We start from the raw sequence: 24,218 nt of genomic DNA, 5'->3' as shown, positions 1-24,218 counted from the left end.
CGGCCAAAAATGAGGTGCCTCAAAACGTGAACGGAAGCCGCGGGGCGACGCGGCGCAACTGGCGCCGGAAGGCGGCCTGGATGCGCGCCAGCGCTTGCGCGCTGTCGGCCTCGAACCGCACGACCATGCCGCGCACACCCGTGGCAGCGCTGGCTGCGCCGAAGCCGTCGCTGTAGTCGACGCGCACCCCGTCGCGATCGGCGCTGCGATACGCGCCTGCAAAGGCCTTTTCCTCGGCCAGCGACGCCAGCAGGCGCTCGGGCTCCACATTGCCGGTGTCGACCAGGCAGGGCGGCGTGGCGTGCGTTGGCGCGGGCAGTCTGGTCGCCGTGTCGCCCAACGACTCGGCAAGCTCGATCAGACGCGCCGCGGCATACACCGCGTCGGCGCCGGCATGCCAGCGGTCCTGCAGATGCAGGCGGCCCAGGGCGTCGCCGCCCAGCAACGCGCCAGTCTCGCGCATGCGGGCGCGGATCTGCTCGGCATGCGCCAGGATCGGCAGCCCGCCGGCGGCGCGCACGGCGCTCGCCACGCTGCGGCTGCTCTGCATGTCGATGACGACGCGGGCGCCGGGTTGCCGCGTCAGGAGATCGCGGGCGAAAAGGATGAGCTGCGCATCGGCGCCTATGCATTGCCCGTCGGGGCGCACCAGGACAGTGCGCGTGCCCGCAGCATCCATGGCGATGCCGACGTCGGCCCCGGAATACTTCAGGCAGTAGCGCAGCGCCTGCAGGCTGCCGGGGTCGGCCGGCTGCCACGCCGGCTCGGCGCCGGCCGCCTCGCCCTCGAAGAAAAGCTGGACCACCTCGCAGCCCAGCGCGCGCAGGGCGCCTTCGACCAGGCGCCCGGTGGCGCCCGCGCCCGCGTCGAGCGCAATGCGCCGCGGCCTGGGCAGGCGGATGTCGCAGGCCAGCCTGGACGTATAGGCTGGTGCCAGGCGAGCGAGCGTATAGCCTCCCGGCAGGCCGGCGCGCGGCGTGGGCAGCAGCATGCGCATCTGCAGCTCGGCAATGAAATCTTCGTCGCCGGCCACGCCATCGTGCTCGATCTCGAACAGCGTGGCATGCTCGGCATGCCAGGCGCTGCCGATGTGGATCAGCGTACGCGTGCCCAGCAGGCGGGCGCCGAAGCGCAGCAGCGGCGCCGTGCTCGGGCCGGCGTCGAAGACCCGTACGCCGCTGGAGCGCGCGCCCGCCTGCAGGGCCGCAGCCAGCTCGACGTCGGCGGCGCGGCCCTCGTGCCCGAGCAGCAGCGCGTCGGCGCCGCGCTCGCGCATCCAGCCCGCGAGCACCGCGCCGAGCAGGCGCGCATAGCCGGGATCGATATGGCTCGGCCAGTGGCGCGCGCCGCGAGTCCATCCGCCGTGGCGCGTGCCATGATGGGTGCCGATAGGCTGCATCTCGATGCTTCCTGTGAGTAGTGTTACACGCTCGTGCGCGCGCTGGCCGAAAGCGGGGGTTCCCGCGCTGCCCGACCGACACGCTCTTCTGCGTCAGTGCAGGGTGGCCTTGCACAGGCTCGCCCTCGAGCGAAAGGCTTACACGCCGGCCCGTGATCAAGAATGTCGGACGTCGTGCCGAACCTTGCGGGCTGCGCGTCTATTGCACGGGTTTTCAGGGAGCACGCCCATTGGGCGGATGGCCTAGGCCGGCGGTGCCGGAGCCATCCATAGGGATGAGGGCGGGACGATGATGGGATGAAGGTATCGGGCCAGCGCAACCTTCGTGTCGAAGGTCTGCACGCAGCCACGCCTCATCGTGGCCATGCCGGGCCGGGATGCACCGCGCCGGCCCATCCCAGGATCACTGGCGAGCACGCAGCGGTGCAGCCAGCACTCAATCGAACAGGATGCCGCGTTGACGCGCGGCATATACCGCTTCGCCCTTGCTGCTGACGCGCAGCCGCTGGTAGAGCGTCGAGGCGTGCGCCTTGGCGGTGGCGGTGGAGATGTTGAGAATGCGGCTCACCGTCTTGATCGGATAGCCGCGCGCAAGCAGGGTAAGCACCTCGTACTGGCGCGGTGTTACGTTGAGCAACTGCGCACCGGCGGCGGCGTCGAGCGTCGAAGCCTGGGCTGGAACGCCGGCCGGCGCGGGCGATGGTGTGGTGGTCACGGCGCGCACGGCGGACGGTAAGGGTGCGCGCTGCGCTGCGCCCTCGGCTGGCGAGTTCACGGCCACTGTGGCTGCGGCTACAGTGGCGCCGGCATTGGCCGCGGCTGCGCCCGGCGCAGCCAACAAGGTCGAACGCGCAGCCGTCGACATGCTGGCGTTGGGCAGGTTGGACACGCTCAGGCGGATCGCCGCTTCGACCACCTCGATGCCCGCCGTACTCGAAATGCAGCCGTAGACGCAGTCCGGCAGGCCGCCCGCCGGTGGCTCCCAGGTGACTGACGGCTCGGAAAGCAGCAGCATGCGGCGCGGCCGCAGCAGCCGGTCCACGTCCGCGAGCAGCTTCCAGCCCGCCCCCAGGTCGAGCGGCATTCCGAGAACGATCAAGTCCACATCGCATGCCAGATAGGCGAACTCCTCGATGGCACGTGCGTCCAGTGGGACGACGTCCCAAGATCCCGACATTCCCCCGATGAGTTGCGTCAATCCCAGGCGCATCAACGGATGCGTTTCGATGAGTACGACTTTTGCCATGGCCTCCCCCGTTGTCTGGCCACCGGCCCCCCGCGGCCGGCGACTGGCGATAAGAACGGAGCAGCGTTGTGCCCCGCCTGCGTTACAAATCCGGAAGCATGCGGCGCCTTCATTGCGAAGGCGCCGGCTACATCTGCCTCCTGCAAGCAGGGCTGTCACTGGCGCAATAAAGTTAGCAGATGTAGGTAATTCGCGGACGTGACGTACGTCAATAGTCGTACAAAACGTCAGCTTTGGGTAAAGAAAATGGATCTAAGAGATTCGTACGATGAACGAGAAGGAACTAGATAATGTCCGGTTCCCGATAACTTTTGTTTTTCATTGCCGCACTTGGTTTCAAGCTGATCCATCTCCAAGCTCGACCGCCTTTCCCATGGAATGGGAACCGACCGTATCCCCCGGCCGCCGCAGGCGCCGCAGCGCGAGCGGCAAGCCAGCCGGCGCGAGCGCTGCCTGAACCTCTCGGGGCGCCACCAGCCTCACTCGTCTTCGAGCAGGCGGGCCGCGCGCGAGGTCACCGCCGAGCCGGCCCGGTGGTAGGCAACCACGCTGCTCACGCTGGCATGGCCGGTCATGGCCATGACCTCGCCCAGCGGCAGGCCCTGACGGCCTGCTTCCGTGACGAAGCCCGAGCGCAGGCTGTGCGCCGCGTAGTCTCCCTCCAGCCCGGCCAGTTCGCAGCGCGTGCGCACGATGCGCCGCACCGACTCGGCCGACAGCGGCCCGCCCAGCACGCCGCCCCGGCGCACACGCCGAAAGAGGGCGCCGTCCCGAATGCCCGCTGCCGCGAGCCAGGCGTCGAGTGCCTGCGCCGCGCGCCCCACGATGGGCTTGTACGTATCGGCCCGCACCGAGCCTTCACGGTTCGTCTTGGAATAGACGAGCGTGAAGAGGTAGCCGTCCGGCGTGCGCCGGGTGTTCTCGAAACTTGCCTGCACAACCTCCGAGCGCCGGCGCCCGCCGCTCGCCCAGGCAAACAGCAGCAGGGCGCGGTCGCGCAGCCCGATCAGGCTGTCGTCGCAGGTATCCAGTATGGCCTCCAGTGGTTCGCGAGTGAGGGCGTCCTTGCGGGCAGGGCGCGCGCCGCGCCGCGCATAGGCGCTGCGCGCACGCGCCATGAGCGTGCCCACGACGCGGTCGCGGCAGGGGTTCGGCTGCCCCTGGCTCTCATGCGCCTCGGACAGCACGGCCAGGCGATGCTGCACGGTGGACAGCTTGAAGGGGCCCAAGGCGCGCTTGACGCCCATCTTCACCAGCCGCGCGTCCAGGTCGGCGGGCAGATCGTGCCGCAACCCGGCGGCGTCGGCGTGCTGCACGTGGTCCGCGATGAACTGCAGCACCGCCCGCACCGAGACGGGCAGCTCGAGCGCAGCGCCAAAGCGCAGCTCGTGCCAGGCCGCCCAGTACCGGATCGCTGCGCGGTACGACGCCACCGTGTTGTCCGAACCGCCTTCGCGCAGCAGCGAGCGCACGGAGTCGCCGCTGTCGCCTAGCTGTTCGAGCGCCAGTGCGAGATCGCTGCGCCGTCGTTGGGCCCGCGCAAGCGGAGCGGGGAGGGGAGTGCCATCGGAATCCGACATGACGATCCGTTAATGTAGTATTTATTACGTTATACGTATTATATAATACGTAAATAAGCAATTAGTGCGGATAACATTCAATTATCCAACGTAAATAGAGATGCGGCGCACATCGCGTGCATCGCGACATGGACGAGCGACATGGCAACGGGAATTCAGCAGCAGGACGTGTGGATGGCGGCCGACGCACTGCTGCGCGCGGGCGAGCAGCCCACCATCGAACGGGTGCGCCTGTACCTGGGACGCGGCTCGCCCAATACGGTCGGGCCGCATCTGAAGGCCTGGTTCGGCACGCTGGGCATGCGGCTGGACGGCGCAGGCGGTTCGCAGCTTCCGGAGAGCGTGGAAAGGGCAGCGTACGCCCTCTGGGAGGCCGCCACCGAGCAGGCGGGCGCCCGTGCCGCGGCCCATCTGGCCGACCGGGAAGCCGCGCTGCACGAAGCCCGCGCGGCCTTTGACCGGGATCGCGAAGCACTCCAGCGCGAACGCGAGCGCCTCGGCGCCCGCGAGGCCGACCTCACGCACACCATGCAGGCCGCCAACGCGCACGCGGCGGCCGCGCAGGAAAGCGAACGCGCGGCCCGCCAGGACGCCGCCCGGCTGCGCGATCAACTGAGCGCCGAGCGCGAGGAATCGTCACGGTTGGCGCAAGCCTTGGAGCTCGCCGAAGGGCAGGTCAAGGAGGCCCTGTCGAGCCATCAGCGCGACCTTGCCGCCGCCCAGGCGCGACATGCCGCCCATGAACGGCGCTGGCTCGCCGACATCGATCACGCACGCACCAGCGCGCGGCGTCTGGAGCAGCAACTGACGCTTGCGCGCAAGGCGCTCGGCGAGGCGGAGCAGCGCATCGCCGGGCTCGCGGCCGAGCTCGAGCGCGTGCGCGGCGAGTCCGGGCGCGCCGAGGCTGCGGCCCAGGCCCGGCTCGAGCACGCGAACCACCAGCATGCGCTGCTCCAGACGCGTCTGGACGAACTCGCGCAGAGCCAGCGGGACATGCAGGCCCGGGCGGATGCCGAGGGCCTTGCGCTGCGGCAGCAGTGCGCCGCGCTACAGGCCCGGGTCGATACCCTGGGCGCCCACCTTCAGGACAAGGAGCAGCAACTGACCCTGCTGGTCCAGGCGCTCGCGCGCCACGCGCCCCCGCCGCCTGCCCCGGAAAACGAGCAGAACGCTTAAGTACGGCTTAAGTTTGCCGGCATGACTTCTTGATTGACGGGGCGATGCGCCTGGGCATGGTGGACTACGCCATCGACGATCCGTTCGACTGGCAACGCGCGCTGCAGCGTCTGCTGTCGCGTTGCGCCAGCGCGGCGCCGCGCGCGCTGGCGCAGACCAAGCACCTGGCGCGCGCGGCCGACGGCATGCTCGCGTGGCGCACGCAAGGCCTGCCCGAGTACCTGGACGATGCCGCCCGGGTCTTCGCCGCCCAGATGCGCCGGGACGCCGTCGAGGGTGTGCGCGCCGCCCGGAAGAAGCGCGCCCCTGTGTGGCCGGAGTAGTTGCCCTGGCTTGACAAGTCCGACGCCGGAGCGCAATCTAAACCGATGAGCACGCGCCCAGCCCCCGTTTCGATCATCATTATTCGCACCATTGCGGCAATGGTGGGATAGCGCGCGTTCGGATCCAGTCTTCTCGAAACCCGCCCCACGAGGCGGGTTTTTTGTTGGAGCCGCCGCTGGGGTCATTGTCAGCGACTTCCCATGGCCACCCCATCCTTCAACGATCCCGCAACCGACCTCGCCACGCTCTGCCAACCCTATCTGGCTCGCATACTCGCCGCGCCCGTCTACGATCTCGCCCGGGAAACCGCGTTGCAGCCCGCGCCGCGCCTGTCGCGCCAGCTCGGATGCGACGTCTGGCTCAAGCGCGAGGACCAGCAGCCCGTGTTCTCGTTCAAGCTGCGCGGCGCCTATGCCAAGATGCGCAGTCTGTCGGCCGCACAATTGCGCGGCGGCGTCGTCACGGCGTCGGCGGGCAACCATGCTCAGGGAGTGGCGCTGGCCGCCTCGCACCTGGGCGCGCGCGCAGTGATCGTGGTGCCGGCGACGACACCGCAGGTCAAGCAGGACGCCATCCTCGCGCTGGGTGGCACGGCCGTGTCGCTGATCCGTCATGGCGCCTGCTATAGCGACGCTGATGCGCACGCGACGCAAGTGGCGCAGGATCGTGGATTGACCTCGGTGCCGGCGTTCGACGATCCGGACGTGATCGCAGGGCAGGGCACCGTGGGCCTGGAGATCCTGCGCCAGCATGCCGGCCCACTGCATGCGGTATTCGTGCCCATCGGCGGCGGCAGTCTGGCCGCCGGGGTGGCCGCCTGCATCAAGGCCGTGCGCCCGCGGATCCGGGTCATCGGCGTGCAGACGCATGAGAGCTGCGCGATGGCGCGCTCGATCGAGGCCGGCGAACGCATCGAACTGGAGCATGTCGGCCTGTTTTGCGACGGCACGGCGGTACGCCGGGTCGGTGCTGAGACCTTTCGCCTGTGCCGCCGCCTGCTGGACGACATCGTGCTGGTCGACAACGACGCCGTGTGCGCGGCGATCCGCGACATCTTCCTCGAAACGCGGAGCATCGTCGAACCGGCCGGCGCGCTTGCGCTGGCCGGGCTGGCGCAATACACCGCCCGCCACGACCACGACCACGCCGGCGCGCTGGTCGTCGTCACCTCGGGCGCCAACGTCAATTTCGAGGGGCTGGGCGACATCGCACGACGCGCAGCGGCATGCCGGGACTTGCAGCCTGCATGAGCCGCAGCCGCCGCCCGTCCGGCGCCGTGGTCCGCGCCTTGCTGCCGCCAGCGTCCCGCAAGGATCGCGGCCGCGCGATTCTGCATACGACTGGAGGCGCTCATGATCGATCACACCGGCATCCTGGTTTCCAGCCTGGAAACCAGCAAGGCGTTCTATGAAAAAGCGCTCGAGCCCCTGGGCTACGGCATCGTCAAGGAGTACCCGGATGGTGTGGGCTTCGGCCCACCCGACCCGGGCGAGGGCGATCCCGGCGGTGGATTCTGGATCATCCAGGGCAATCCCCAGGTGCCGCGCACGCACATCGCCTTCCGGGCGGTCGGCACGGCCGCAGTCGACGTCTTCCATGCCGCCGCGCTGGCCGCCGGCGGCCGCGACAACGGCGCACCCGGGCTGCGCCCGCAATACCACGCGCGCTATTACGCTGCCTTCGTGCTCGATCCGGACGGCTACAACATCGAGGCGGTCTACCACGGGGCCGATGCGCCCGCCTGACCCTGGAATCGACCGGGCCAGGATGGACCCGGACCGGAAATCGCCCGGATCAGGACCAAGTCAAAGCGGGTCCGGCACGATGCAGCGTCCGTAGATCCCGCCAACAAGGCCTGCGAGGAACCGCCAATCTCCGGTGTGCCGGACTCCATCGCCGACCACGGCGGCGGGTTCGCTTCGCAATGCCCTAGCTCCCTTTCTTCCGTTTTTTGCTCATGCGGCAAAGCAGGCCAATGCACGTCGCGTGCCTGGCGGCGCTCCCGCGCGTGCATAGCCAGCAGGTGTACTATGCACTGCTTACATAAGTGTCTATACTTCTGTCTTCACATGCAAAGCAGCATCCCGGCTTGCCCGACTGCTGCTTTCGATCAGGACAGGAACCCGTCATGGCATTGAAGACCGTTACGCTCGACGACAAATACACGCTGACGCAGGGCCGCATCTTCATCACCGGCACCCAGGCGCTGGTCCGCCTGCCCATGACGCAGCACGCCAGGGATCAGGCCGAGGGCCACAACACCGCGGGCTACATCTCCGGCTATCGCGGCTCGCCGCTGGGCGGCCTGGACGAGCAGATCCACAAGGCCGGCAAGCCGCTCGCGGCTCACGGGATCGTCTTCGTGCCCGGCATCAACGAGGATCTGGCGGCAACCGCGGTGTGGGGGTCGCAGCAGGCGGAGATCGGCGGCGAGGGCAAGTACGACGGCGTGTTTGCCCTCTGGTATGGCAAGGGGCCCGGCGTGGACCGCACGGGCGATGCCTTTCGCCACGGCAATCTGGCCGGCTCGTCCCGGCTGGGCGGCGTGCTCGTGCTGATGGGCGACGACCACACCTGCGAATCCTCCACGACGTGCCACCAGAGCGAGTTCGCCATGGTCGACGCGATGATCCCGGTGCTCAGCCCGGCCGGCGTCCAGGAGATTCTCGACTACGGGGTGCTGGGCTGGGCCTTGTCGCGCTACAGCGGATGCTGGGTGGGCATGAAGTGCGTCAAGGACACCGTCGAGGCCACGGCATCCGTGGATGTCGACGTCCAGCGTGTGCGGGTCGTCCTGCCTGACGATGTCGCGCTGCCGCCGGACGGCGTCAACATCCGCCAGCCCGACACCCCGCACGCCCAGGAAGCCCGCCTGCATCGCTACAAGCTGGCGGCGGCGCGGGCCTTCGCGCGCAGCAACCGCCTCGACCGCATCGTCATCGATGGCCCGGCGGCCCGTCTGGGCGTGATCACCCACGGCAAGAGCTATCTGGACGTCCTGCAGGCCCTGGACGATCTGGGTCTTTCCGAAGCGGATGCCGCAGCGCTCGGCCTGCGCCTGTACAAGGTCGGCATGCCGTGGCCGCTGGAGCCGCAAGGCGCGGCCCGGTTCGCCGAAGGGCTGGAAAAAATACTGGTGGTCGAGGAAAAGCGCAGCCTGATCGAAACCCAGCTCAAGGAGCAGCTCTACGGCCGCCAGCCGGCGCCCGTCATCGTGGGCAAGCTCGACGAACACGGCGCGGCGCTGCTGCAGCCGGAGATGGCGCTGGACTCCAACCAGATCGCGCTGGCCATCGGCGAGCGCCTGCTGGCCCTGGGCGGCAAAGAGGAACTGCGCCAGCGGGTCGAGGCCATACGCGCCGACGGCGCCGCCAAGGACATCGTCGATGCCCTGCCGCGCAGCTTCTATTTCTGCAGCGGCTGCCCGCACAGTTCGTCCACGGTGCTGCCCGAAGGCAGCAAGGCGTACGCCGGTATCGGCTGTAGCTGGATGGCGCAGGCCATGGACCGCTCCACGACCGGCTACACCCACATGGGCGGCGAAGGGCTGTCGTGGGTCGGCGAAGCGCCGTTCTCGCAACGCCGGCATATGTTCCAGAACGTGGGCGACGGCACATACTTCCATTCCGGTTTGCTCGCCATCCGCGCCGCGGTCGCCGCCGGGACCAACATTACCTACAAGATCCTGTACAACGACGCGGTGGCGATGACCGGCGGGCAGCGCCACGACGGCGCGCTGGACCCGGCGATCATCGCCCGCCAGGTCCATGCCGAAGGCGTGCGCCGCATCGCCGTCGTCACCGACGAGCCGGGCAAGTACCCGCGCGCGACCGCATGGCCGACGGGCGCGACGATCCACCACCGCGATGACCTCGACGCCGTGCAGCGCGAATTGCGCGAGATCCCGGGCACGACGGCGCTGATCTACGACCAGACCTGTGCCGCCGAAAAACGCCGCCGCCGCAAGCGCGGCGCCTTTCCCGACCCGGCCAAGCGCCTGCTGATCAACGATCTCGTCTGCGAAGGCTGCGGGGATTGCGGCGAGGCCTCCAACTGCGTGTCCGTGCAGCCGCTGGAAACCGAATTCGGCAGAAAGCGCACCATAGACCAGTCCTCCTGCAACAAGGATTACTCCTGCGCGAAGGGGTTCTGTCCCAGCTTCGTCACCGTGCTCGGCGGCAAGCTGCGCAAGCCCTCCGCGGTCGCCGCCACCGCGGCGCCGGAGGTCCTGCCCGAACCGGTGCTGCCCGGCATCGATGACCGGGTCTACAGCATCCTGGTCGCGGGCATGGGCGGGACCGGGGTCGTCACCATCGGCGCCATACTGGGCATGGCGGCCCACCTGGAAGGGCGCGGCTGCGGCCTGCTGGACATGGCCGGGCTGGCGCAAAAAGGCGGTTCGGTCTGGAGCCACCTGCGCTTCGGCCCGTCGCCGGAATCCATCAAGAGCATCCGCATCGCCGCCGGCGGCGCCGACCTGATACTGGGTTGCGACATGATCGTCGCCGGCAACGGCAAGTCCCTGGCCGCGGCGCGGCAGGGCAGGACCCGCATCCTGGTCAATACCCGGCAGGTCATGCCGGGCGACTTCACGCGCAACGCCGACCTGCAGTACCCCGAGCAGCGGCTGCGCCGCAATATCGTCCAGGCCGCCGGCGAAACGCATGCGGAGTTCGTCGACGCGGGCCGGATCGCGCAGGCCCTGCTGGGAGACAGCCTCGCCACCAATATGTTCATGCTGGGTTTCGCCTACCAGCGCGGCCTGATCCCGGTCGGCGCCGAGGCGATCGATGCGGCCATCGTGCTCAACGGTGCCGCGCAGCAGATGAATCGCGATGCGTTCCTGTGGGGGCGCCGGACCGCGCTCGACCCGGCCGCCGTCGAGCGCCTGCTGGCCGCCAGGCAGGCGGCGGCGGGGGCCGGCGTCTCCCCCGCCCCGGTCCGGGACCTGGAGGAGGCCATCGGAATGCGCGGCCGGTTCCTGGCCGGCTATCAGGACGAGGCCTATGCGCGCCGGTATGCCGCCCTGGTCGAGCGCGTGCGTGCGGCCGAGCAGCGGCAGTTCCCCGGCCGCGGCGAGCTGGCCGCGGCGGCGGCCAAGTATTACTTCAAGCTGCTCGCCTACAAGGACGAATACGAAGTCGCACGGCTCTATACGGAGAGCGGCTTCCTGGACCGCGTATCGGGGCTGTTCGAGGGCAGCTACAAGCTGGTCTTCAATCTCGCCCCGCCGCTGCTGTCGCGGCCGGGCGCCGCGGGCCGGCCTGCCAAGCGGGAGTTCGGCCCATGGATCGTCCCGGTGTTCCGGCTGCTGGCCAGGCTGCGCTTTCTGCGCGGCACCGCGTTCGATGTTTTCGGATACGCCGCCGATCGCCGCCAGGATCGCCTGCTGATCGAGCAGTACGAGCAAACCGTCGAGACTATCCTGGGCAGGCTGGAAGGCGGCAACGGAGCCGTTTCCTACGACACGGCGGTGGCACTGCTGAGTCTGCCGGAACAGATCCGCGGCTACGGCCATGTGCGCGCCCGGCATATCGAAAAGACCCGTCAGCGCGAACGCGAGCTACTCGACGCGCTGCACCGAAGAACTGTCGTCCTGAAGCGGGCGGCATAAGGAGCAAAACAATGGCTTTGGCACCCACGGCCAGAAAGGCAGCAGGGCAGGCACGCGACGAAAGCAGCGTGGAGCGCCTGTACCTGGACCTGCGCGATCGCGCGATGCGTTACCAGTTCAAGCCGGGCGCCCGGATCAACGAGCAGGTGCTCGGCCGCGAACTCGGCGTCAGCCGCGGCCCCCTGCGCGAGGCACTCAACCGCCTGGTCGCCGAGGGCATGCTGGACTTCGTCATGAACAAAGGCTTCTTTCGCAAGGCGATCAGCGTGGATGAAGTGTTCGACCTCTACCAGGTGCGCATCGCGCTGGAGCGCAGGGCCGTCTTCCTGGCCGTGCAGCGCGCCAGCGACGCGGACATCGCCGCCGTCATGCAGTACTGGGACGACGTGATGGCGCGCGCGCCCAGCCTGGACACGGGCGACTTCGTCCTGGCCGACGAGGAATTCCACCGCCGCCTCGTCGCGCTGGCCCGCAATAAGGAATTGTCGGCCTTCATGGAAGTCGTGACCCGCCGCATACACGTGGCCAGGCACATCGACATCGAGCAGCAATCCGAGTGGAACCTGCAGGCCTTCGACGCACACAGGGGCGTGGTCGAGCTGATCGCGCGACGCGATACCCAGGCGGCGCTCGCGCTGCTCACCGAGCACATCGACATCAGCCTGAAGCGGGCCATCGAGATCACCAAGGAAATGGCCGCGCGCTTCTTCCTGGTCGAGGCGAGCAGCGCGTCGGAGTATCCGGCGGCCGGTGCGACCCACAGCGTCCATCGGATCAAGCCGTAGACCGACCCTCGGGCAGTGCCATAACGATTTCGGACGCACGATCGTCCTTTTCCGGAGACATTCATGTACGCAGCCCCTCCCATCCTGGAAACACAGGTCTACGCCAAAGTCCCTCCCGAACTGGAGGTCAGGGATCGCTCCTCCGACTGGCTGCAGGGGCGCCAGCATGGCAAGCCGACTTCGTTTCTCGAAGGCCCGTCCTTCGACCTCGCGGGCAATCTGTACGTGACCGACATCCCCTACGGCCGCGTCTTGCGGATCACGCCGCAAGGAGGGTTCTCGCTGGTGACCGAGTACGACGGCGAACCCAACGGGCTGAAGATACACAAGGACGGACGCATTTTCATCGCCGACCAGAAGAACGGCCTGTTGGTGCTCGGCCCAGGCGACAGCCAGCCTCGGCCGTTCCTGACGCGCGCCCACCTCGAGCGCCTCAAGGGGCCGAACGATTTGATCTTCGCGAGCAACGGCGACCTGTATTTCACGGACCAGGCGCAGACCGGCCTGCAGGATCCCACCGGGCGCCTGTACTGCCTGCGCGCGGATGGCCGGCTCGACATGCTGCTGGATAACGTTCCCAGCCCCAACGGGCTTGTGCTCAGCCCCGACGAGTCGGTGTTGTTCCTGGCCGTGACGCGCGCCAACGCCATCTGGCGCGTGCCGCTGTCGGCCTCCGGCCGCGTCAGCAAGGTCGGCAACTTCATCCAGCTATCGGGCGGCGGCGGCCCGGACGGGCTGGCCATCGACGAGGACGGCAACCTCGCGATCGCCCATGCCGGCCTGGGCAGCGTCTGGCTGTTCAGCGCGTTCGGCGAGCCGTTGTACCGCATCGTTTCCTGCACCGGGGGCAGGGCGGTCACGAACCTGGCCTACGGCGGGCCGGATCGCAAGACCCTGTTCATCACCGAATCGTCTACCGGAACCGTCATCAAGGCGCAAATGGACGTGCCCGGCCGCGCCATGTATTCGCACATGTAAGGCGCCGCGGGCGCGGTTTCCATCCAACTCTCATGCAAAGGCAATTCATGGCCAAGACATTCAAAGTGGTCGCCGCGACCGGAATGCTGGGTTCCGGCTTCCAGCCGGCCTCGATCGACAAGGCGATCGCCCTGGGCGCGCAGATGATCGGCTGCGACGCCGGTTCGACCGACGCCGGACCCAACAACCTGGCCCAGGGCAAATGCCACTTTTCGGCGGCCGCCGTCAAGCGCGACCTGAGCAATATGCTGGGCCGGGCCCTCGCGGCCGGCATCCCGCTGATCATCGGTTCGGCCGGAACCTCGGGCTCCGACGAAGCGCTGGAGACGCTGGCCGGCATCGTGCGCGAGCTCTCGCGCGAGCAGGACCTGCATTTCAAGATGGCGGTGATCCGCTCCGAACTGAGCAAGGACGTGGTGCTGGAGCACCTGCGCGCGGGCCGCTGCCATCCGCTCACGCCGTCCAGCCCGCTGACCGAGGAGGAGGTCGGCGAGTCGCTGCACATCGTCGCCATGATGGGCGTCGAGCCGATCCAGGAAGCGCTCGCGGCCGGGGCGCAGGTCATCCTGGGCGGGCGCAGCAGCGATACGTCCATCTACGCCGCCATGCCCCTGATGCAGGGCTTCAGGCCCGAAGTGGTCTGGCACATGGCGAAGATCCTGGAGTGCGGCGCCGCCGCCGTGACGATGCGGCTGGCGCCCGACAGCATGATGGCGGTGCTGCACGAGGACTCCTTCGATATTTTTCCGCTGCGCGAGGATTACCGCTGTTCGCCGCAGAGCGTGGCTTCGCACACGCTCTACGAAAATGCCGATCCGTTCGACCTGAAGGAGCCGTCCGGAACGCTGATCACCCGCGATTCGCAGTACCGGGCGATCTCGGACACCGCGGTCAACGTCTCGGGCTCGCGCTTCGAGCCGGCCGGGCAATACACGATCAAGATCGAAGGCGTGCGCCAGCGCGGCTGGTCGACGGTCATTCTCGGGGCGGTGCGCGATCCCTATATCCTGGCCGGCCTCGATGACTGGCTGGCCCAGCTCGACGAGATCACCAGAATCCGGCTGTCGAACACGATAGGCGAGCAGCCCTACGAGATCGTCACGCGGGTCTACGGGCGCAACGGCGTCATGGGCGAACTCGAGCCGACACCCAACGTGGCCGGGCACGAGGTCTTCATTCTGTGGGACGTCATCAGCGGTTCGCAGGCGCTGTCGCATTCGATTGCGAGCAGCGTGTCGCACCTGGCGGTGCACAACCCGATCCCGAAGTGGAAGGGACTGATTTCCGGTGTCGCGTTCCCGTACTCGCCATCGGAAATCGACCGCGGCCCGGTCTATGAATTCCATATGAACCACGTCCTGGTGCCGCAGACGCCGACCAGCCTGTTCCACACCGAATTCGAGGAGGTTTGATCATGGCCAACACCATCGGCGATCTCGCGGTCCTGGTGCGTTCGAAAAACGCCGGACCGTTCTGGCTGACCTTCGACATCATGTTCGACGACGAAGCCGTCTACCGGCGCGTGCGCGATAGCCGGGTGCTCAACAAGGATGACATCGCGAGCCTGTACCGGCGCAGCCGCGACGAAGTCATCGTCGTCAACCACGATGCCGCGCTGGCGGTGAAAGTCAGCTTTCCCCGTCCGCAGAGTTCTGGTTCCAAGTACGACAGCGATGTCTACGGAGGCGCACAGTATGCGCCGCTGCTCGGTCTCGCCATTCCCGATTGACGGCGGGCCCGGATAACTACATGAAAACAGGAGGTGACATGATGAGAGTCAACAAAAGGTTGGGCCGTATCCTTTTGGCGGCGACGGTGCTTTCCCCGTTCGCGGCCTCGGCGCAGGCCCAGTGGCCGCAGCAGCCGGTCCGGATCGTCGTGCCGTACGCGCCGGGCGGGTCGGCCGACAACATCGCCCGCCGCATGGCGCAGGAGCTGACATCGAGCCTGGGGCAGTCCGTCATTGTCGACAACCGGACGGGCGGCATGAGCACGATAGGCATGATGGAGGGCGCCCGGGCCAGGCCGGACGGATACACCCTGGTGGTCAACGACATCGGCTTCGTGATGCTGCCCCACGTCAAGAAATCGCTGCCCTACGATCCCTGGCAGGATCTCATCCCCATCGGCGCGTTCGTATTCTCGCCGATCGGCCTGGCCGTCAACGCATCCAGCCCCTACAAGACCCTGGGCGACCTGATGGACAGGGCCCGGGCCAAGCCCGGGACGGTTTCGTTCGGCTCGGGCGGCTACGGCACCAGTCCGCACCTGGCCAGCGAAGAGTTCGCGCTGCAGGCCGGCGTCCAGCTCTTTCACGTGCCGTACAAGGGGGGCGGGGAGGCCATGGTCGCCCTGATGTCGGGCACCATCGACATGCAGGTGAGCGTGCTGTCCACTTTCAAGGGGGCCGTGGACGGCGGCAAGCTGCGCATGCTGGCGATCAGCGGCGAGCAGCGCCAGAAGATGCTGCCCGATGTGCCGACCTTCGCGCAAGCCGGCCTGAAGGGCTACGACCTGTACAACTGGATCGGGCTGTGGGCGCCCGCGGGCACGCCGGCGCCGGTCGTCGAACGCCTGCGCACAGCCGTGTACGACGCCATGCAGCAACCGGGCATGAAGGCCTACGCCGAGAGCGTCTCCGCCGAGCCCAGGGTCGTCGTCGGCGACGACTTCCTCCGGATGCTCAAGGAAGAGGACGCCATGTGGAAGCGGGTCATCGACAAGACGGGCCTGGAGAAGCAGTAGCCCGCGCCGCCCGAACGGGTCTGGCATGCCGGCGGCGTCTTGCACGCTGCCGGCCGGTCGTTGAGCCAATCCGTACGTTGAGGCAATGTGGCCGGTCCTGGATTTCTGATCTCCGGATAACTTTACATAATACACATTATGCGCATTAAACCAGAGCCAGACTTTATCAGCTTCCGCGCCATCATGCGGCCCCCTATGTGCCCTGGTCGAAGCGATGAACGCGCCCGCCGCCAATGCTGCGGCCAGACTGAGCGCCATCCGCACGGCGACGGAGCAACTGGGCGCGCCCGCGCTGGCTGACATCCTCTTCTTGTCGAACGTAGCCGCATCGCCGCGCCCACCATGGCCTCGGGCAGCGTGATGAGCACCAAGAAAACGTGGGCGGCGGCGTCCGAGAGACCGGGATCGTCATCCCCATCTTGGCAAGCCCCATCTCGAGCGCCAGCACCACCACATGCACGGACAACCCGTCCTGCTCCCTCAAAGTGAATCTAGGTGTTTTCACCAAGGTGATTAAATCACTTGATTGATTTTACCATGTGGACTGTCTGAAGCCAGACGACACCCTGATCAACAGCCAAGACGAACTTGAGAGGTCGGACACAGCATGGAAGCCAAGAGCGAAGTACGAGACGGTATGCGCATCGATTGGGATGTACCCATCGAGATGGACGATGGGCTTGTTCTGCGCGCCGATGTTTTTCGACCGCTGCAAGATGGCCGATATGCCGTCATCCTCAGCTTGGGCCCATACGCCAAGGGGCTGGAGTTCAAGCAAGGCTATCCCTCGAACTGGCAGAGGCTGGTCGAAGCAGCGCCGGAAGTGGTGGAAGGATCGACCAACAAATATCAGAACTGGGAACTGGTCGATCCGGAACGGTGGGTGCCCGCCGGATATGTCTGCGTGCGCGTTGACTCGCGTGGAGCGGGACGGTCGCCCGGCTTCATGAACCTCTGGTCGAAACGCGAAACCCAGGATCTGTATGACTGCATCGAATGGGCCGGCGTGCAGCCGTGGTCCAACGGCAAGGTCGGCCTCAATGGCATTTCCTACTATGCAATGAACCAATGGCATGTGGCGCCGATGCGCCCTCCCCATCTCGCCGCGCTCTGCGTCTGGGAAGGGAATGCCGACTTCTACCGCGAGCAGGCACGGCACGGCGGCATCCTCAGCGACATGGTGGCCGGCTGGTACACACGCCAGGTGCTGAACGTGCAGCACGGCGTGGGAGACCGGGGCAAGCGCAGCGTCGTTACCGGCGAGACCGTCGCAGGCCCGGAGACCTTGTCGCCCGCCGAGCTTGAACAGAATCGCGACGATCTGGCGGGTCAGCTCGCCAAGCGGGAATTGTTCGACGAGTTCTACGCGCAGCGCAAGGGAGCTGTCGAGAAGATCGACGTACCCCTGCTGTCGGCCGGCAACTGGGGCGGCCAGGGCATTCATCCCCGCGGGAATTTCGAAGGCTACCTGGGGGCCGGCACCAAGCAGAAATGGTTGGAAATGCACGGCCATACCCACTTCACGCATTTCTACAGCGCCTACGGCGAGGGGCTGCAACGCAGGTTCTTCGATCATTTCCTCAAGGGCGAGGATTCCGGCTGGGACAAGCAGCCTCCGGTGTCGCTCAACATCCGGCGTCCCGGCGAGCACTTTACATTGCGCGCCGAAAACGAATGGCCGTTGGCGCGAACCCAGTGGACGAAGTATTACCTGACGCCAGGCGCGATGACGCTGGACACGACGGCGCCGGGCACCGAGACGTCGATCACCTATGAAGCGCTGGGTGACGGCGTGCGGTTCTACATGCCGCCGATGCAGGAAGAACTCGAAATCACGGGGCCGCTCGCGGCCAAGCTATGGATTTCGTCCGAGACGATCGACGCCGATATCTTCCTGGTGCTTGGTGTCTACGATCCGTCAGGCAAGGAAGTCACCTTCATCGGTTCCAACGACCCTCGTACGCCCGTCGGCCTGGGGTGGCTGCGTGCTTCGCACCGAAAGCTCGATCCCGAGTTGTCCACGCCATACCGGCCATACCACACGCATGACGAGAAGCAGCCGCTGACGCCGGGCGAGGTCTATGAACTCGATGTGGAGATCTGGCCGACTTGCATTGTCGTTCCTCCAGGGTATCGGGTCGCATTGACGGTCCGAGGCAAGGATTACGAAGTCGACGGGACCGACGGGGCTCCGCCCAACGCTGCCTATCCGATGAAGGGTGTCGGTCCGATGACCCATACGCTGGATCGGCCTGCCGAGATCTTCGGCAAGAACTACACGTTGCACTTTGCTCCCGGCCGGCAGCCCTATGTGCTGCTTCCCATTATCCCGCCGAGCGACGTTTGACCCACCGGGCGAAACGACGCATGTCCCACAGGAGGAGAAAGCAATGCGTAGAGGAGTTGCAGGGTATCGTTGGACCGGCCTTTTTCGAAAAACCGTGCGCTATGCCTTGGTGGCCGCGCAGAGTATGGTTCTTGGGTTCTCGGGGGTATCACAGGCACAGGCGGAGTATCCCGAGCGTCTTATCAAGATCGTTGTTCCGTTTGCCCCGGGAGGGCCGACGGACTCGGTTGCCCGGTTGGTTTCCGCAAGGTTGAGCGAGAAACTGGAGCAGTCCGTGATCGTTGAAAATCGGCCGGGTGCCGGCGCCAATATCGGTATTTCCCATGTCGCCAAAGCCGAACCCGACGGCTACACCTTTCTCTTCACAACCAACGTTTTCACCGGAAATCCCGCCGTTTACAAACGGCACTTCTACGACCCCGTAAACGACTTTGTTCCCATGGTCGATTTCGGCGGCTCGCCCAATGTCATCGCAGCCTACCCGGGAACGGGTTTCAAGACGCTCGACGACCTGGTCCGCTTTGCGAAGGAAAACCCGGGCAAGGTCAATTACGCGACGCCCGGCGTTGGTTCGCTTTCGGAGCTCGGGCAGGCGCTCCTGGACAGCAAGGTCGGGATCGAGCTCGTTCCGGTCCCATACAATGGCGGGAATCCCGCCGCGCTGGCCGCCGTTACGGGCGAGGTACAGCTTGTCATTGCCAACGTTGCATCGATTATGCAGCTCATGCGCGTCGGCAAACTCGTCCCGCTTGCGCAGACCGGCCCTAAACGTTGGCCCGACCTGGCGGACGTCAAGACGCTGGAGGAATATGGTATCCATGGGAGCACCTATGTCACCTATTTCAGCATGCTTGCGCCCGCTGGAACGCCGCAGCCGATCGTGGATCTCGTCTCCAATGGTGTCCTGGACCTCTTGAAGGATCCGGGTCTGAAGCAGCAACTGTTCCAGGCAGGGATCGATACCGACGATGGCGGAGGCCAGGATCACCTGCGAGCACGTATAGCCCAGGAATTGCCAATGTGGGCCGACGTTGCCAAGCAGATTGGGGTGAGTATCGACTGATCCTTCGCGCCCTTGGAGCGTGGTCGATTCTGCAGCCGGGCTTTCAAGCCATACCCAAGCGCTGCCTTGCCGCTGCATGCGGATTTCCGCCACATGCGCGGCATCCTTGCGCGGGATCAACGACCGCCTGCGCGCAGGCAATAGAATCGAGGAACCTGCCGACCACCTCCCGGGAGCCGTCCATGAAAGCCATGGTGCTGCACGCCCATCGCCAGCCGCTGAGTCTGGAGAACCGTCCCGAGCCCGAGCCGGGCCCGGGCATGCTGCGCATCCGCGTGCTGGCCTGCGCGGTCTGCCGCACCGATCTGCACGTGGTCGACGGCGAACTGCCGCCCGGGCCGCTGCCCATCGTGCCCGGCCACGAGGTGGTCGGCGTGGTCGAAGCGCTCGGCGCCGGCGTGGCCGGTCCGCCGCCGGGCGCGCGCGTGGGCGTGGCCTGGCTGGCGCACGCCTGCGGCGGCTGCCCGTACTGCGCCGCGCGGCGGGAAAATCTGTGCGATGCGCCGGCCTTTACCGGCTACACCCGCGACGGCGGCTTCGCCACCCATCTGCTGGCCGAAGCCGCTTTCGTGTTCCCGCTGGACGAAGCTGCGGACCCGGTGGCCACCGCGCCGCTGATGTGCGCCGGGCTGATCGGCTGGCGTTCGCTGCGCATCGCCGGGCCGGCCGACAGACTGGGCCTGTACGGCTTCGGCGCGGCGGCGCACATCATCGCCCAGGTCGCGCGCTGGCAGGGCCGCGAGGTCTACGCCTTCACCCGGCCGGGCGACACGCAGGCGCAGCGGCTGGCGCTGTCTCTGGGCGCCGCCTGGGCGGGCGATTCGGACACGCCGCCGCCCTGCCCGCTGGACGCGGCCATTCTGTTCGCGCCGGTCGGCGCGCTGGTGCCGGCCGCGCTGCGCGCGGTGCGCAAAGGCGGCAGCGTGGTGTGCGCGGGCATCCACATGAGCGACATTCCGGCCTTTGCCTATTCGTTGTTGTGGCAGGAACGTCGGCTGGTTTCGGTTGCCAACCTCACCCGCGAAGACGGCCGCGAGTTCCTGGCGATCGCGCCCCGGGCGGGCGTGCGCACGGTGACCGTGCCCTACCCGCTCGCGCGCGCCAACGAAGCGCTGGCCGACCTGCGCGAGGGCCGCGTGGCCGGCGCGGCGGTGCTGGTGCCTTGAGTGCGAATGCTTCGAACGCTGCCTTCGGAACGTTCCACTAGCCAGTGCGCGGGCGCGCTGGGATACTGGCGCCCCGAACCGGAGACCACCGCATGACGAACACCCTTGTCGACCGCCCCCACGCTCTTGCCACGCTCGATGCGCGCGGCATCGCCACCCTGACCCTGCGCAACGCCGGTGTGCTCAACATCCTCAGCACCCCGGTGATCCGCGACAACACCGAGGCGCTGCGCACGCTCGCGGCACGCGAGGACGTACGCGCCGTGGTCCTGCAGGGAGAAAGCCCGCGCGCCTTCGTGGCGGGCGCCGACATTGCGGAGATGGCATCGCTCGACGGGGCCAGCGCGCGCGCCTTCATCTCGGGGCTGCGCGATCTGTGCAACGCGGTGCGCCACTTCCCGGCGCCGGTCATCGCCTGCGTGCCGGGCTGGTGCCTGGGCGGCGGCATGGAGTTGGCCATGGCCTGCGACCTGCGCGTGGCCAGCGAGAACGCGCACTTCGGCATGCCCGAAGTCAAGGTGGGCATCCCGTCGGTGATCCACGCCGCCCTCCTCCCCTACCTCATCGGCGGCGCGAACACGGCCTGGCTGTTGATGATGGGCGAGACGATCGACGCCGCGCGCGCCCTGTCGTGGGGGCTGGTCAACGAGGTCGTGCCTGCCGGCGAGTTGGATGGCGCCATCGACCGCATGGCCGGCGCCCTGGCCGCCATGGGGCCCGCGGCCATACGCCAGCAGAAGAAACTGTTGCGCGCCTGGGAGCCGGCGCACATCGACGACGCCATCGAAGCCACCGTGGCCGAGTTCGGTGCGGCCTTTCGTACCGGCGAGCCGCAGCACTTCATGAACGCGTTCCTGGAGCGCAAGGCGCGCGAGCAGCGCGGCTGAAACGCGCAAGCAGGACGGCGGGCCCGGCCCAGTGCCTCTCCCGACCGACAGCGCTCGGCGCCACCCTTGCAGCAAGGCCGAGCGGCTCGACTGCCATCTCAGGCGGGCCGCCCCTCGACCCCGCCAAGCTCGCCGCGCAGGCGCCGCACCCTTCGCTCAGTCTGTATCCTCGTCCGTCACCGAGGCGATCGCGTCGATCAATCGCTGAGCAAGATCGGCGTCGCCCAGGAGAGGGAACTGCTTGCGCAGCGCGCTCGACACCCCGCCATGCTGTTGGATCGAACGAATGATGCGATCGACGTCCGTGTCAGGACCCTCGACGACATTCTTGACGCGTTCACGCAGCTCACGCAGGCGCCGCAGGTAGCGGGCCTCACGCGGCATTTCTTCTTCCAGTGTCGCGCGCACGACCTCGGCCAAGTAGGCTGCATGCTCGGTAAGGTCCGGAAACCGCCATGCTGCAAGCGCCTCGGCATAGCCATCGAACTCGAGGTTGTACAGCACGCCATCCGGCGCCCGGCGCTCCGGGCCGAAGCGATAGCTTCCCGCGAAATGCCGCATAAAAGGACGCGAGAAGACTTCCAGCACATCGTCATAGCCCTGGCGCCGCACGACCGACTGCGTGATGGTCGCGGACACCGGCAGGATCAGAGGCGACGGCACCATGCCGTCGCGGCGTAGCGTGTCGTTGATCAGAAAGCGCGAGATGCGGCCGTTGCCGTCGACCATGGGATGGATGTAGACGAAACCGAAGGACAGCACCGCAGCCCGCACGACTGCCGCTGAACCTATGGTTCGCTCTTCGAATGCACGCAGACCGTCGAGCAATCGTGGCACGTCGTCCCAGTGCGGCGCGATGTAATGGACCACGGGGACGAAGCCATCCATGGCGCCGACGAACACCGGCGACTGCCTCAATCCGTAGCGCGTCGCCCGCGGCCCGAGGATGCGCGCTTGCAGGTCTTGCAGCACGTCGATGTCGAGCCCGCGTGCGCCTGCGCCGCACATCGCCTCCATCGCGGCGGCGAACCGCTGGATGCGGCCTTCGTGCTGCTCTTCGTGCTCTATGGCGAAGCTGGCCCGGCTCTCCTTGACAGTCAGCCAGACGGCGCTGCGCCGCAGAAAGTCCTGCCCGTAGCACGTCTCCAGAGCTTCGAGCTGCGCCTTTGCGGCATAGGTCTCGGCCGCGGTGACTGCCTGCGTCCGGGCGACAGTCGGGCAATAGTCAGGCGTGCCCGGAAGGTTGTCGCGCACACGCCAGCGCGCGTCGTTGGTTGTCCGGGTAGCAGTGATATACAACGCCGGGTCCAGAATTGGCACATAGTTGCCCGAGCGTACGCCTGGGAAAGCCAGCCGGCGGCCGGTCAGCCACTCGTACAGGAAGCCAGCCCTGCGGGCATACTGCCCCGTGGGCTCGGCCGCAATCCAGGCCTCGAGTTCGGCAGGGCCGGTCTGCGCGAACAGCCGGCTGAGCAACTCCAACTGCACACCCTCGTGCTTGAGGGCGAAGCCGAGATGTCCCGCGAGCGTAGCCTGTGGTCTCTGTCTGGCTGTATAAAACTCCTGCACACGTCCGTGATCGTGGATCGTCTGGCGCCGCGCACCGATTGCGCAGTGCGTGCGCAGTTGCTGTACAGGAGCAAGTCGGTAGTGCATCTGCAGCCACCGATAGCCGATCCAGTCGCTCATGGAATTTTCGATTATTTGGCGAAAAAAATGATTAGAAAACCGCCTTTTCTCTAATAAACGTTTACTTCACTTCGCCCTGCCCCGCTCGCAGAGACCCCTACCCTACCCCGCCGGCCGCGCCATCAGTTGACCGACACGCCGCGCGGCAGCGTGATCTCGAAGACGGTCAAGCCATCCCGGCTGTGCATGTGCACCGAGCCGCCGTGCAAGCGCACGATCTCGTGCACGATGAACAGGCCGAGCCCGTAGCCCTGGGTGCTGCCCGGCTGGGTACCGCGCTCGAACGGCTGGAGCAGCCGTTCGAGCGTCTTCTCGTCCAGGGCGCCGGCATTGCTCACCGTCAGCCTGACGCGTTCGGGTTCGCTGCCGTCGACCAGTACGCGCACGGCGTCCTGAGCCCCATGCTGCACCGCGTTGCCGACCAGGTTGGACACCACCTGGGCCAGGCGGTCCCCGTCCCAGGCGCCGGTCGTTGCGCCCGTCGTCTGCAGCTCCAGCACCGCCTCGGGCGACGCGCCGCGAAACTCCTCGATGATGCCGCTACAGATCTCGCCGAGGTCCACCGGGCCCGCCCGCAGGGATACCTTGCCGGCGCGCATCATGGCCAGGTCCAGCGTCTGCTCGATCAACCGCGCCATGCGCTGGCCGCTCAAGCCGATGCGCCGGCCCACGCTGCGCAGGCGCTCGTCCTGGGCGCCGCGCGTGACGACTTCGGCCAGGTTCATGATGGCCGACAAGGGATTGCGCAGATCGTGGCCGAGAATCGCAACGAACAGATCGTTCATGCGCAGCGATTGCTGCAGGGCTTCGTTCTGCTCGGCCAATTGGCGCTGACCCTCGTAAAGCTGTACGAAGATCTCGACCTTGCTGCGCAGGATGTGCGGATCGTAGGGCTTGTAGAGGAAATCGACGGCGCCCGCCTCGTAGCCGCGGAAGGTGCGCACCGCGTTGCGGTCGGTCGCGGTGAGAAAGATGATGGGTACGTGCCGGGTGCGCGGACTGCCGCGCATCAGCTCGGCCAGCTCGAAGCCGTCCATGCCCGGCATGTGGACGTCCAGCAAGGCGAGCGCCACCGAGTGCTCGAGGAGCAGTTCGAGCGCCTGGGCTCCGGACTGCGCCTTGAGTAGCTGCAGGCCGGGCCGCTCTAGCAGCGCCTGCAACACCACCAGGTTCTGGTCGATGTCGTCAGCAACGAGGATTTTGACAGGCTCGGCCATGC

The 24,218-nt window shown here is 67.0% G+C and carries 19 protein-coding genes; 14 read left to right on the top strand and 5 right to left on the bottom strand.

Features of this window, described 5'->3' with window-relative positions; genetic code table 11:
* Nucleotides 1-19 precede the first annotated feature (19 nt).
* The 3 genes from FOZ76_RS03685 to FOZ76_RS03675 form a co-directional block, all read right to left on the bottom strand.
* On the bottom strand, nt 20-1,399 hold the full coding sequence (locus FOZ76_RS03685) for a phosphohexomutase domain-containing protein (protein ID WP_143946785.1): 1,380 nt from the start codon (nt 1,397-1,399) through the stop codon (nt 20-22).
* A 436-nt stretch (nt 1,400-1,835) separates the two neighbouring features.
* Nucleotides 1,836-2,645 carry a response regulator transcription factor gene (locus FOZ76_RS27840; RefSeq protein ID WP_246129277.1) on the bottom strand — a complete coding sequence of 270 codons (810 nt, stop codon included), beginning with the start codon at nt 2,643-2,645 and terminating at the stop codon, nt 1,836-1,838.
* A gap of 479 nt (nt 2,646-3,124) precedes the next feature.
* Complete coding sequence (locus FOZ76_RS03675) at nt 3,125-4,225, bottom strand: site-specific integrase (RefSeq protein ID WP_211365989.1); 1,101 nt, start codon at nt 4,223-4,225, stop codon at nt 3,125-3,127.
* A 141-nt stretch (nt 4,226-4,366) separates the two neighbouring features.
* Here FOZ76_RS03675 and FOZ76_RS03670 point away from each other — a divergent pair, with 141 nt between their 5' ends.
* From FOZ76_RS03670 to FOZ76_RS03605, 14 genes are all read left to right on the top strand, one after another.
* A complete protein-coding gene (locus FOZ76_RS03670; RefSeq protein WP_143946784.1) occupies nt 4,367-5,401 on the top strand; it encodes a DNA-binding protein in 1,035 nt (344 codons plus the stop codon).
* Nucleotides 5,402-5,430: 29 nt separating this feature from the next.
* Nucleotides 5,431-5,724, top strand: a complete 294-nt coding sequence (locus tag FOZ76_RS03665) for a Clp protease/crotonase-like domain-containing protein (RefSeq protein ID WP_143946783.1) — start codon at nt 5,431-5,433, stop codon at nt 5,722-5,724.
* A gap of 201 nt (nt 5,725-5,925) precedes the next feature.
* Nucleotides 5,926-6,975 carry a threonine ammonia-lyase, biosynthetic gene (gene ilvA / locus FOZ76_RS03660; protein ID WP_143946782.1) on the top strand — a complete coding sequence of 350 codons (1,050 nt, stop codon included), beginning with the start codon at nt 5,926-5,928 and terminating at the stop codon, nt 6,973-6,975.
* A 102-nt stretch (nt 6,976-7,077) separates the two neighbouring features.
* Nucleotides 7,078-7,470: a VOC family protein gene (locus FOZ76_RS03655; protein WP_143946781.1), complete on the top strand. Its 393-nt coding sequence runs from the start codon at nt 7,078-7,080 to the stop codon at nt 7,468-7,470.
* A 383-nt stretch (nt 7,471-7,853) separates the two neighbouring features.
* Nucleotides 7,854-11,339 carry an indolepyruvate ferredoxin oxidoreductase family protein gene (locus tag FOZ76_RS03650; RefSeq protein WP_143946780.1) on the top strand — a complete coding sequence of 1,162 codons (3,486 nt, stop codon included), beginning with the start codon at nt 7,854-7,856 and terminating at the stop codon, nt 11,337-11,339.
* 11 nt (nt 11,340-11,350) lie between these two features.
* Nucleotides 11,351-12,124, top strand: a complete 774-nt coding sequence (locus tag FOZ76_RS03645; protein ID WP_143946779.1) for a GntR family transcriptional regulator — start codon at nt 11,351-11,353, stop codon at nt 12,122-12,124.
* A 63-nt stretch (nt 12,125-12,187) separates the two neighbouring features.
* Nucleotides 12,188-13,102 (top strand): SMP-30/gluconolactonase/LRE family protein, encoded by a 915-nt coding sequence (locus FOZ76_RS03640; RefSeq protein WP_143946778.1) that lies wholly within the window; start codon nt 12,188-12,190, stop codon nt 13,100-13,102.
* Between the two features lie 47 nt (nt 13,103-13,149).
* The gene (locus FOZ76_RS03635) at nt 13,150-14,514 is read left to right on the top strand and encodes an acyclic terpene utilization AtuA family protein (protein WP_170235279.1); all 1,365 of its coding nucleotides are present in this window, start codon (nt 13,150-13,152) and stop codon (nt 14,512-14,514) included.
* Between the two features lie 2 nt (nt 14,515-14,516).
* Nucleotides 14,517-14,831, top strand: coding sequence for a DUF4387 domain-containing protein (locus tag FOZ76_RS03630; RefSeq protein WP_143946776.1), 315 nt, complete (start codon nt 14,517-14,519; stop codon nt 14,829-14,831).
* A 38-nt stretch (nt 14,832-14,869) separates the two neighbouring features.
* Nucleotides 14,870-15,847: a Bug family tripartite tricarboxylate transporter substrate binding protein gene (locus FOZ76_RS03625; RefSeq protein ID WP_143946775.1), complete on the top strand. Its 978-nt coding sequence runs from the start codon at nt 14,870-14,872 to the stop codon at nt 15,845-15,847.
* 607 nt (nt 15,848-16,454) lie between these two features.
* Complete coding sequence (locus tag FOZ76_RS03620) at nt 16,455-18,194, top strand: CocE/NonD family hydrolase (RefSeq protein ID WP_143946774.1); 1,740 nt, start codon at nt 16,455-16,457, stop codon at nt 18,192-18,194.
* A gap of 43 nt (nt 18,195-18,237) precedes the next feature.
* Complete coding sequence (locus FOZ76_RS03615) at nt 18,238-19,257, top strand: tripartite tricarboxylate transporter substrate-binding protein (protein WP_170235278.1); 1,020 nt, start codon at nt 18,238-18,240, stop codon at nt 19,255-19,257.
* Nucleotides 19,258-19,439: 182 nt separating this feature from the next.
* Nucleotides 19,440-20,423, top strand: coding sequence for a zinc-dependent alcohol dehydrogenase family protein (locus FOZ76_RS03610; RefSeq protein ID WP_143946772.1), 984 nt, complete (start codon nt 19,440-19,442; stop codon nt 20,421-20,423).
* Nucleotides 20,424-20,515: 92 nt separating this feature from the next.
* Nucleotides 20,516-21,310, top strand: a complete 795-nt coding sequence (locus FOZ76_RS03605; RefSeq protein ID WP_143946771.1) for an enoyl-CoA hydratase — start codon at nt 20,516-20,518, stop codon at nt 21,308-21,310.
* Between the two features lie 156 nt (nt 21,311-21,466).
* Here FOZ76_RS03605 and FOZ76_RS03600 read toward each other — a convergent pair whose 3' ends face one another.
* Entirely contained in the window at nt 21,467-22,999 is a 1,533-nt protein-coding gene (locus tag FOZ76_RS03600) for a Fic family protein (RefSeq protein ID WP_143946770.1), read from the bottom strand.
* A gap of 122 nt (nt 23,000-23,121) precedes the next feature.
* Nucleotides 23,122-24,216 carry a hybrid sensor histidine kinase/response regulator gene (locus tag FOZ76_RS03595; protein ID WP_143946769.1) on the bottom strand — a complete coding sequence of 365 codons (1,095 nt, stop codon included), beginning with the start codon at nt 24,214-24,216 and terminating at the stop codon, nt 23,122-23,124.
* Between the last annotated feature and the right edge of the window lie 2 nt (nt 24,217-24,218).

Source organism: Verticiella sediminum (assembly GCF_007558815.1).
GTDB lineage: Bacteria > Pseudomonadota > Gammaproteobacteria > Burkholderiales > Burkholderiaceae_B > Verticiella > Verticiella sediminum.
The sequence above is the reverse complement of the archived record's forward strand: the minus strand, read 5'-3'. Positions and strand labels throughout refer to the sequence as shown.